This window comes from Pseudomonas sp. (assembly GCF_049645325.1).
GTDB lineage: Bacteria > Pseudomonadota > Gammaproteobacteria > Pseudomonadales > Pseudomonadaceae > Aquipseudomonas.
This window is the reverse complement of record NZ_JBARTQ010000671.1, coordinates 21,479-28,404: the sequence shown is the minus strand read 5'-3', so window position 1 is coordinate 28,404 and position 6,926 is coordinate 21,479. Positions and strand designations below refer to the sequence as shown.

Genomic DNA, 6,926 nt, shown 5'->3' with positions numbered 1-6,926 from the left:
GACCAACTTCATCAACGACCCGAAAGCCGACCCGGCCGACACCGCCAAGAAATTGGGCGCTGCGATCAAGTCCGCCAAGTAACGGTTAGCACTGCTGGTCCTTGTGAGGGGAAACCCCCTGACCCCTCACAAGGCATGCTTCTGTAGTCCTTATTCCCTGTACTGGATTTTCCCATGAGTTCTGTTGCTGTGTTCAGCAAGGCCTCGCCGTTCGATGCACTGCAGCGCTGGCTCCCTAAACTGGTGCTGGCGCCCAGCATGTTCATCGTTCTGGTGGGCTTCTACGGCTACATCCTGTGGACGTTCGTTCTGTCGTTCACCACCTCCACGTTCCTGCCAAGCTACAAATGGGCGGGGCTTGCGCAATACGCGCGGCTGTTCGACAACGACCGTTGGTGGGTCGCGAGCAAGAACCTGGCAGTGTTCGGCGGGATGTTCATCGGCATCACCTTGGTGATCGGCGTGACACTGGCGATTTTCCTCGACCAGAAAATCCGTCGCGAAGGCTTTATCCGCACCATTTACCTGTACCCGATGGCGCTCTCGATGATCGTCACCGGTACCGCCTGGAAATGGCTGCTCAACCCGGGCATGGGCCTGGACAAACTTCTGCGGGACTGGGGCTGGGAAGGCTTCCGTCTCGACTGGCTGATCGACCCCGATCGCGTCGTCTACTGCCTGGTAATTGCCGCCGTGTGGCAAGCGTCCGGCTTCATCATGGCGATGTTCCTTGCTGGCCTGCGTGGCGTTGATCAATCGATCATCCGTGCCGCCCAGATCGACGGCGCCAGCCTGCCGCGCATCTACTGGAGCGTGGTGCTGCCAAGCCTGCGTCCGGTGTTCTTCAGTGCGGTGATGATCCTGGCGCACATCGCCATCAAGAGCTTCGACCTGGTGGCCGCCATGACCGCCGGCGGCCCGGGCTACTCGTCCGACCTGCCTGCGATGTTCATGTACTCGTTCACCTTCAGTCGTGGCCAGATGGGCATGGGCTCGGCCAGTGCAATCCTGATGCTCGGCGCGATCCTCGCGATCATCGTGCCTTACCTGTACTCCGAGCTGAGGACCAAGCGTAATGACTAGTCTCGCTTCCAAACCTGCCATCAGCCTGAGTCGCATCGCGATCTACGCGGTGCTGATCCTCGCCGTGCTGCTGTACCTGGTGCCGCTGGTGGTAATGCTGCTGACCAGCTTCAAGACCCCGGAAGACATCAGCACCGGTAACCTGCTGAGCTGGCCGACCGTGGTCACCGGCATTGGCTGGGTCAAGGCCTGGGCCACCGTGGATGGTTACTTCTGGAACTCGATCAAGATCACCGTTCCGGCGGTACTGATCTCCACCGCCATCGGTGCATTGAACGGCTATGTGCTGTCGTTCTGGCGCTTCAAAGGTTCGCAGTTGTTCTTCGGTTTGCTGTTGTTCGGCTGCTTCCTGCCGTTCCAGACCGTACTGCTGCCCGCGTCCTTCACCCTCGGCAAGATGGGCCTGGCGAGTACCACTACCGGCTTGGTGTTTGTGCACGTGGTCTATGGGCTGGCGTTCACCACGCTGTTTTTCCGTAACTACTACGTGAGCATTCCGGATGCGCTGATCAAGGCCGCCCGCCTGGACGGTGCCGGTTTCTTCACGATCTTCCGGCTGATCATCCTGCCGATGTCGACCCCGATCATCATGGTCTGCCTGATCTGGCAGTTCACCCAGATCTGGAACGACTTCCTGTTCGGTGTGGTGTTCTCCAGCGGCGACTCGCAGCCCATCACGGTGGCGCTGAACAACCTGGTCAACACCAGCACCGGGGCCAAGGAATATAACGTGGATATGGCGGCGGCGATGATCGCCGGGCTGCCGACCCTGCTGGTCTATGTGATCGCAGGCAAGTATTTCGTGCGCGGCCTGACGGCCGGCGCGGTCAAGGGGTAATCATGGCTACGCTTGAACTTCGCAATGTAAACAAGACCTATGGCGCCGGCCTGCCCGACACCTTGAAAAACATCGAACTGTCGATCAAGGAAGGCGAATTCCTGATTCTGGTCGGCCCGTCGGGCTGTGGTAAGTCCACGCTGATGAACTGCATCGCCGGCCTGGAGACCATCACCGGCGGCGCGATCATGATCGGTGACCAAGACGTCAGCGGCATGAGCCCCAAGGATCGCGACATCGCCATGGTGTTCCAGTCCTACGCGCTGTACCCGACCATGAGCGTGCGCGAGAACATCGAGTTCGGCTTGAAGATCCGCAAGATGGCCCAGGCCGATATCGACGCCGAAGTGGCGCGCGTGGCCAAGCTGCTGCAGATCGAGCACCTGCTTAACCGCAAGCCGGGCCAGCTCTCCGGTGGCCAGCAACAGCGCGTGGCCATGGGCCGCGCCCTGGCACGTCGGCCGAAGATCTACCTGTTCGACGAACCGCTGTCCAACCTCGATGCCAAGCTGCGCGTCGAGATGCGCACCGAAATGAAGCTGATGCACCAGCGTCTGAAAACCACCACCGTCTACGTCACCCACGATCAGATCGAAGCGATGACCCTGGGCGACAAAGTGGCGGTGATGAAGGACGGCATCATCCAGCAATTCGGTACGCCGAAAGAAATTTACAACGACCCGGCCAACCTGTTTGTGGCAAGCTTTATCGGTTCACCTCCCATGAACTTCGTCCCTTTGCGCCTGCAACGCAAAGATGGCCAATTAGTGGCGCTGCTCGACAGCGGTCAAGCGCGTTGCGAGTTGCCGCTGAGCATGAACGATGCCGGCCTTGAAGACCGTGACGTGATTCTGGGCCTGCGCCCTGAGCAAATCGTACTGGCGACGGGGGAGGGCAATGGTGCTTCGAGCATTCGTGCCGAAGTCCAGGTGACCGAGCCCACCGGCCCGGACACCCTGGTGTTTGTGCAACTCAATGACACCAAAGTCTGCTGCCGTTTGGCGCCAGACGTGGCACCGCAAGTCGGCGAGACCCTGACCCTGCAGTTCGATCCGGCCAAGGTCCTGCTGTTTGATGCCAAGACCGGTGAGCGCCTGGGCACGGCAGCCTCTTCGCCAGCCCATGGGCATGCCGGTAACGTGGCCCAGTTCAAGGGTCGCTGAAACAGATAAGTTGTTGTTTTAGTTAAAAAAAAGTAAACCGCGTTAGATAAAAACAGTTTAATAACAATAAAGACGAGGATGTAGGGATGAAAAAGCAACACAACAACACCCGGCTGATCTGCCAACTGTCAGCAGCTGCAGCCCTGGTATTGTCCGCCAATGCGATGGCAGACGATGCATTCAGCGCCGATTCCAAGTGGATGACCGGCGATTGGGGTGGTGAACGTACCAAGCTCATCGAGCAAGGTATCGACATCAAGGCTGACTACGTAGGGGAAGTCGGTGGCAACCTTAGCGGTGGCTACAACAACGACAAAACTGCCCGTTACGCTGACCAGTTTGGTCTGGGCGTAGCACTGGATCTGCAAAAGCTGTGGGGCTGGGATAACACCCAGGCCAAGATCCAACTCACTAACCGTAATGGCGCGAACATCTCCAATGACCGTATTGGCGACCCGCGTGCCGGCACCTTGAGTTCGTCTCAAGAAGTTGATGGCCGCGGCCACATGGTGCGTCTGACCCAGTTCTGGATTCAGCACCAGATGTTCGACAACAAGCTGGACGTGAAACTCGGTTACTTCGGCGAAGGCGAAGACTTCAACACCTTCCCGTGCGACTTCCAGAACCTGTCGTTCTGCGGCTCGCAAGTCGGTAACTATGTAAACACCTGGTACAACTGGCCTGTCAGCCAGGCGGCGATCCGCGTGAAGTACAACATCACGCCTGAGCTGTATGCGCAAATCGGTGCGTACAACCAGAACCCGTCGCAGCTTGAGCACGGCAACGGCTTCAAACTCAGCGGCAGCGGCACCAAGGGCACCGTATTGCCGGTGGAATTGGTCTGGTCGCCGAAGGTCAATGGCCTGCCGGGCGAATACCGTGTGGGTTACTACAAGAGCACGGCCGATGCGACCGACGTACGTGAAGACGTCAACGGTAACGACGCTGGCACTACTGGCGCAGCCTTCCGGGTTCGCAGCAGCAAAAGCGGTTACTGGGGCGTTCTGCAACAGCAACTCACCACGCATAATGGCGACGCTTCGCGCGGTCTGAACATCGCGGCCAACGTGACCTTCCACGACAAAGACACCAACCTGGTCGACAACTACCAGTCGCTGATGCTTGTTTACAAAGGTCCATTCGACGCGCGTACCAAAGATGACGTCGGTATCGGTGTTTCCCGTATCCACGCCAACAGTGACGTGAAGAAAAACGCTGAGTTGCTCAATGCCGCTGGCGGTTTCACTGATTACGACCAGGCGGGCTACGCACCACTGCGTAACACCGAATACAACGTCGAACTCAACTACGGCTTCCACGTTACCAACTGGCTGACCGTGCGTCCTAACCTGCAATACATCGCCAACCCAGGTGGTGTGAAAGACGTCGACAACGCGCTGGTAGCGGGCCTGAAAATTCAGTCTACGTTCTAACGCTGTTGCGATAAGCTCCTTCTCTCTGTGCGCATTTTGCGGGTAGCCATGGCTACCCGCTTTTTTTCGGCTGTACTGCACACTTGTGTTGGAGCTGGCCATGTTGGAGAGGGTCATGTGGGCGCTGGCTTGCCTGCGCTGCAGGCGGCTCGGTTTTCTCGATGGCTGAGGCGATGCCATCGCAGGCAAGCCAGCTCCCACAGGCTCACCAAGGGTTGAGCGACATTGATTTCAGGACCGTGGCACATGCATGAGCATCCGCTGCAACGCTTTTTCAAATCCCTGCGCGAGCAACCGGTGTTCGCCTGGGAGCGCTTTCAGATGCGCGATGTGTTGGTGATCGACCATCCGCTGTGCCAGGCGGTGTTCAGCCGTCAGGGCGCGCAATTGCTGCACTTCCAGCCCCGTGGCCAGAAGCCCTGGTTGTGGTGCGCGGCCAAGTGGCCGCAAGTCGGCGCCATCCGTGGCGGCGTGCCGGTGTGCTGGCCGTGGTATGGGCGCCACCCGAGCGAAAACGCGTGGCCGTCCCATGGCTGGGCGCGGCTGATCGACTGGAAACTCCTCGACAGCAGCACCGACGACGACGGTGTGCGCCTACACTGGCAATTGCAGTTGTGCGACTGGCAGGTCGACCTGCACGCGCACTTGGGCGAAACCCTGGAATTGCGCCTGGGCACTGAGCATCAAGACGAACTGCCCTGCCAACTGAGCCATGCTTTGCACGCTTACTGGCGTATTGGTCACGTGGATGAGATAGCGCTGTCTGGGCTCGACGGTGCGCAAGGTTATGACCAGCTCAATCGCCAGGCTTGCCAGCAGGAAGGTGAATTGCGCGTGGATGGCGGCTGCCAGCGGGTGTTCCAGCACGACGGCGAATTGCAACTCAAGGACCACGCCTGGCAGCGCGAGCTGTGCATCGACACTGGCGACAGCGCCGACACCGTGGTGTGGCACCCGGGCAGCCGGCCGCTATTGGGCGTGAGCTTTAACGAGGCGTCGGGGTTTGTGTGCGTGGAGTCGGCGATGGCGGCTGCCAGTTTGGCGCCGGGGGAGCGGGCGCATCTCAGTCTGCAGGCGCGGGCCGGTGCATGATCGTTCCCACGCTCTGCGTGGGAATGCATCCGGTGGCGTTGCGCGTCACGACTTTAAAGCGGACGCAGAGCGTGCCAGCGCGGCATTCCCAGTGTTGGCGCTGGCTTGCCTGCGATAGGCATAAGTATCTACACATCGTTGTAGTGAGCGGGCTTGCCCCGCGCTGGGCTGCGAAGCGGCCCCAAACCAGGCGACCTGGTTCTATCTGGAACTCGGCGGAGTCTTTGTTGGGGCCGCTTCGCTACAGGGAGATTTTTCAGCCTTGAAAGTTGTGTAGATACTTATGCTGCGATAGGGACGGTACTGCTGGTGGAGATTCCTGCTAGTTAAATTCATCCCCAACCGGGTACCGGCTGTCATTCAAACTCTCTTTGATCTTGCGCAAATGCGGCTGGAAATCCACCCCGCGGCGCAAGGTCATGCCGGTCGCCAGCACATCCAGCACGGTCAGTTGAATGATCCGCGACGTCATCGGCATGTAGATGTCGGTGTCTTCCGGCAGCGGGATGTTCAGGCTCACGGTACTGGCCTTGGCCAGCGGCGAGTTCTCGGCGGTTACGCCCAGCACCGAAGCACCGTTTTCGCGGGCGATGCGCGCCACTTCCACCAGTTCGCGGGTACGCCCGGTGTAGGAAATGATCACGAACAGCTCGCCTGTGTGCGCCACGGAGGCGATCATGCGCTGCATCAGCACGTCGGCGTGCGCGGTCACGGCCAGGTTGAAGCGGAAGAACTTGTGCAGCGCATCCATCGCCACCGGGGCCGAGGCGCCGAGGCCGAAGAAGTGGATCTGCCGCGCCTGGATCAACAGGTCCACGGCCTTGCTGATCAGGGCCGGGTCCAGGGCCTGGCAGGCGCTGTCCAGGGACGCAATCGCGCTGCCAAAGATCTTCTGCGTGTAGGCCTCAGGGTTATCATCGGCCTCCACGGCGCGGCTGACATACGCAGCACCACTGGCGAGGCTTTGCGCCAGTTGCAATTTAAGTTCAGGGTAACCGCTGACGCCGAACGAACGGCAGAAACGGTTGACCGTCGGTTCACTGACCGAAGCGGCCTGGGCGAGGGCGGCGATAGAGAAGCGGGTCGCCTGCTGCGGGTTGAGCAGGATGACCTCGGCGACTTTTTTCTCGGCCTTGTTCAATTCTTCGAGGCGGTTCCGGATCTGTTCCAGAAGATTTCGCACGCGGTCCATTCAGTCTTTCCTTCGGGCGACGATGCAAATAAAGGGTGGCAACCAATCGACGAGTGGCGCTTTGCGGTGGCCTATCCTACTGAGGGTAGCTGAACACCACCACTCGGAATGCGTTTTTCGGGAAA

General features: G+C 59.5%; 6 protein-coding genes. 5 read left to right on the top strand and 1 reads right to left on the bottom strand.

Annotated elements, in window-relative coordinates:
- Positions 1–174: 174 nt before the first annotated feature.
- The 5 genes from WBB95_RS28830 to WBB95_RS28810 all read left to right on the top strand — a co-directional run bounded on the left by WBB95_RS28830 (position 175) and on the right by WBB95_RS28810 (position 5,609).
- Positions 175–1,083: a carbohydrate ABC transporter permease gene (locus WBB95_RS28830; RefSeq protein WP_053257700.1), complete on the top strand. Its 909-nt coding sequence runs from the start codon at positions 175–177 to the stop codon at positions 1,081–1,083.
- Complete coding sequence (locus tag WBB95_RS28825; RefSeq protein ID WP_017139184.1) at positions 1,076–1,921, top strand: carbohydrate ABC transporter permease; 846 nt, start codon at positions 1,076–1,078, stop codon at positions 1,919–1,921. Before WBB95_RS28830 ends, WBB95_RS28825 begins: the two co-directional genes overlap by 8 nt.
- A gap of 2 nt (positions 1,922–1,923) precedes the next feature.
- Positions 1,924–3,084, top strand: a complete 1,161-nt coding sequence (locus WBB95_RS28820) for an ABC transporter ATP-binding protein (RefSeq protein ID WP_424490676.1) — start codon at positions 1,924–1,926, stop codon at positions 3,082–3,084.
- An 86-nt stretch (positions 3,085–3,170) separates the two neighbouring features.
- Positions 3,171–4,517 carry a carbohydrate porin gene (locus tag WBB95_RS28815; RefSeq protein WP_424490675.1) on the top strand — a complete coding sequence of 449 codons (1,347 nt, stop codon included), beginning with the start codon at positions 3,171–3,173 and terminating at the stop codon, positions 4,515–4,517.
- A 246-nt stretch (positions 4,518–4,763) separates the two neighbouring features.
- Complete coding sequence (locus tag WBB95_RS28810) at positions 4,764–5,609, top strand: D-hexose-6-phosphate mutarotase (protein WP_424490674.1); 846 nt, start codon at positions 4,764–4,766, stop codon at positions 5,607–5,609.
- Between the two features lie 322 nt (positions 5,610–5,931).
- Here the strand turns inward: WBB95_RS28810 and WBB95_RS28805 are convergent, their stop codons facing one another.
- Positions 5,932–6,792 carry a MurR/RpiR family transcriptional regulator gene (locus tag WBB95_RS28805; protein WP_170039859.1) on the bottom strand — a complete coding sequence of 287 codons (861 nt, stop codon included), beginning with the start codon at positions 6,790–6,792 and terminating at the stop codon, positions 5,932–5,934.
- Between the last annotated feature and the right edge of the window lie 134 nt (positions 6,793–6,926).

Excerpts from the sequence above, each read along its gene's own strand:
- WBB95_RS28810 (WP_424490674.1), top strand. The coding sequence starts at position 4,764 with ATGCATGAGCATCCGCTGCAACGCTTTTTCAAATCCCTGCGCGAGCAA.
- WBB95_RS28825 (WP_017139184.1), top strand. The coding sequence starts at position 1,076 with ATGACTAGTCTCGCTTCCAAACCTGCCATCAGCCTGAGTCGCATCGCG.
- WBB95_RS28830 (WP_053257700.1), top strand. The coding sequence starts at position 175 with ATGAGTTCTGTTGCTGTGTTCAGCAAGGCCTCGCCGTTCGATGCACTG.
- WBB95_RS28820 (WP_424490676.1), top strand. The coding sequence starts at position 1,924 with ATGGCTACGCTTGAACTTCGCAATGTAAACAAGACCTATGGCGCCGGC.
- WBB95_RS28815 (WP_424490675.1), top strand. The coding sequence starts at position 3,171 with ATGAAAAAGCAACACAACAACACCCGGCTGATCTGCCAACTGTCAGCA.